We start from the raw sequence: 2,814 nt of genomic DNA on the forward strand, positions 1-2,814 counted from the left end.
ACCTGCGGTGCGATAGTCTAAACTCCAGTAAATAAAGTATCCTCATTCGGGGAAAAAATGGCGAACCTTTAATTGCTAAAGGAATGCGCGATAAAGGTGGAGAAATCGCCCGACAAGATATTTTAATCGGGTTGTTGGGTGCGGCTGGAAGAGCAGGTGAAGTTATCAACCAAAATCAAAATCAATCTTCCACCATTATTTCCAGTGGCGGTTTTAGCAGCCAAACTATTACCACTTCTGCACGCAGACCTTGATATTGGGTTTTTCACAAATAGCTCAAGCACAGTCTAACCCAAACTCAAATCAACCAGCCATATTAACGATTAGTCCCAATGAAGGTAGCGGTCTTTCTGGAGAAGCTCGTACAGTAGAAGTATGGTCTGGTAGGGGAACTGCTATTGATTTTACCAGAGTTAACGAACGGATTATTCAGGTATTTTTAGCCGACCCCAGTCGCTTTACTTATGCTACCGATACTCCACTGGATAAAGGAAACGCGACTACATTATTTTTGCGGCAAATAACACCATTGAGATTTCCCAATCTTACCACTGCTCGCGTTACCAATTTGTTCGTAAAAACCCAAGCAGCAGATGGAACGATGCGACTTTATACTTTTAATTTACAAGCTGGTGGAAATGCAAGACAAAGGTATAATGGGTTGAGCATCGCTACAACTTCTCCTACCCGTTATAGGAGAACATCAAGATTGCAAGCTAGTTCGTCTCGTTCCGTGAGAATTGATGATATCGAACGAGGTTTGCAAGTTGCTATTGCGAGAAGATACACTTCTTCTAATGACCCGGTTGTGTTGAAGGTGAGGGATTTTTTAGCAACAGCAAGAAGTAATTCCAATCGCTCATTAACTGAATTAGCACAAAGAGTTAATCTGCGCCCTGAATTGCTTCCTCAACTAGCTACTTTGGGTAGGGAAAAATCTAATTCTCCCACAACTTCATCTAGAAGGAACGCTCCCAATTTGCTAAGGTTTAATCGGTGAATAAGAGTTATCCTGTTGTCCTTTATCCCAACCAAATTCTGAGATTTCTAGCAACCAACGCGACTTCAAATATTTCCAATTCTCAGCCAACAGCTAATTCTCCTATTCTATCTAAGAATAAGTCTAATATTCACTGGCTTTTTCTACCAAGATCTCAATTACTGGGAGCGATTGCTGTTGGCGTTATTATAGCATTATCTTTGGCTCTTTTATCTCCTTTTTGGTTGGTTGCTAGCGTCTGGCTAGTGATTTTCTTAGGAGTTATCTGTAATGAGATTTCAACTTCTAAAAAACAGCCAGTTAAAAGACAGAAGATAATTCCGTCCCCTGATTTCAGCACCCTTAATAATCAGCCAGTTAGAATGCCTCTACAATCTATTCACTCTGAACAATTAAGTAAGCTGCTTAATGGTACTGTAATGCCTTCAGTAGGCATGAGTACTGCAAAAACAGGTGTTTCTGAGAAAGCTTTTAAACAAGTGTTGCAGCAAATATTTCCGAATATCGTGCAAGGATTGTCATTTCATAACCCTGCTTTATCTATTCCCTATTCGGCTGATTTTGCTCTCATACATCCTAGTGGATTAAGTATCGATATTGAGATTGATGAACCGTATGTTGGCAATACGAAAGAACCCCATCATTGTACAGATGGCGGTAAGGATGATATTAGAAATCAATTTTTTCTTAGGGGAAATTGGGTAGTAATAAGATTCAGCGAAAAGCAAGTAGTTTTATACCCAAAAAGCTGCTGCAAAGTAATTGCTTCTGTCATTGCACGGGTAACTAGCGATCGCACTTATCTTACCCAACTTCAAAGTATACCAGTATTAAGTGTACATCTGGTCTGGCATGGTTGGTAGATAATAACGAAGTACCGGGGGTGTTTGTTTTTGAGGGTATGCTAACACCCGATACTTCTGGAAAAAATGAGCTAGAACAGTTAGCTATGATTAGTAATCTAGCTTATGACTTACCTACAAGAGGTCAGCAACAATTCGTAGTAGCACTTGAAACTTACGCCGAACTACCACAGGAATTGATACCTTTAGTTCCTGTATTGGTAAACCCACTACCAGATGCTTCTCAAGTAAGGCAGATAGTACAAGATTTTAGTAATCAGTTATTTTTAGCGCCAGCAGAATTAGAACAATTGGTAAGAACTTGTCGGGGTTTACCAATAGGCGAACTGTCTACGCTTTGGCAGCGCTTACTATCAAATGGTTGTACTACCAAACAACTAATTGATGAAGTGCTAACTTACAAAAAATCTAAGTTAAAAGGGCAGGGAATTGAATTTATCAGCGAACCGGATGTACCTGCTGCTGGTGGATTAGACTTATTAGAAGAAATGCTAGAACGCGCTGCTGCATTACTTAAACCAGAAGCAAAAGAACACAATCTCAAATTCCCTAAAGGTATGATATTATGGGGGCCACCCGGTACTGGGAAGAGTTTAAGCGCCAAATTAGCAGCTAAAAAAATGGGCGTACCGATGGTTGCTGCTGATTGGAGTTCATTACGCGGTGCTACTGCTTACGAATCGAGAAAGAATTTACGCGAATTCCTGCAATTATGCGATTCTTTGGGCGAATATGGTCTTGTTCTCTATTTTGATCTAAGTAAATAGTGATAGATGCTTTTATCTCTTTAGTTAGGTCTGCTTAGTAAATATAGTTATTAATTTGGGAATAAGCACTGATAGCTTAAGTAGTCGGACAAAAGTAATCGACACTGTATGAACTTTTGTTAAGGCACTTGCAGGAGTGCCTTCGCACAGCGTGCCGTAGGCATATCGTGCATCGGCACAATTA

4 protein-coding genes are annotated in these 2,814 nt (G+C 40.2%); all 4 read left to right on the top strand.

What is annotated here, in order from left to right; translation table 11 throughout:
• The first annotated feature begins 83 nt into the window (after positions 1-83).
• From H6G03_RS37015 to H6G03_RS37030, 4 genes are read left to right on the top strand one after another with little or no spacing between them, the layout of a single operon-like run.
• A complete protein-coding gene (locus H6G03_RS37015) occupies positions 84-254 on the top strand; it encodes a hypothetical protein (protein WP_190475921.1) in 171 nt (56 codons plus the stop codon).
• A 2-nt stretch (positions 255-256) separates the two neighbouring features.
• Positions 257-1,000, top strand: coding sequence for a hypothetical protein (locus tag H6G03_RS37020; protein ID WP_199315666.1), 744 nt, complete (start codon positions 257-259; stop codon positions 998-1,000).
• The gene (locus tag H6G03_RS37025; RefSeq protein ID WP_190475925.1) at positions 997-1,863 is read left to right on the top strand and encodes a hypothetical protein; all 867 of its coding nucleotides are present in this window, start codon (positions 997-999) and stop codon (positions 1,861-1,863) included. The genes H6G03_RS37020 and H6G03_RS37025 overlap by 4 nt, the downstream gene beginning before the upstream one ends.
• A complete protein-coding gene (locus tag H6G03_RS37030; protein ID WP_199315667.1) occupies positions 1,857-2,630 on the top strand; it encodes an AAA family ATPase in 774 nt (257 codons plus the stop codon). Before H6G03_RS37025 ends, H6G03_RS37030 begins: the two co-directional genes overlap by 7 nt.
• The last annotated feature ends 184 nt before the right edge of the window (positions 2,631-2,814 follow it).

The organism is Aerosakkonema funiforme FACHB-1375, assembly GCF_014696265.1.
GTDB lineage: Bacteria > Cyanobacteriota > Cyanobacteriia > Cyanobacteriales > Aerosakkonemataceae > Aerosakkonema > Aerosakkonema funiforme_A.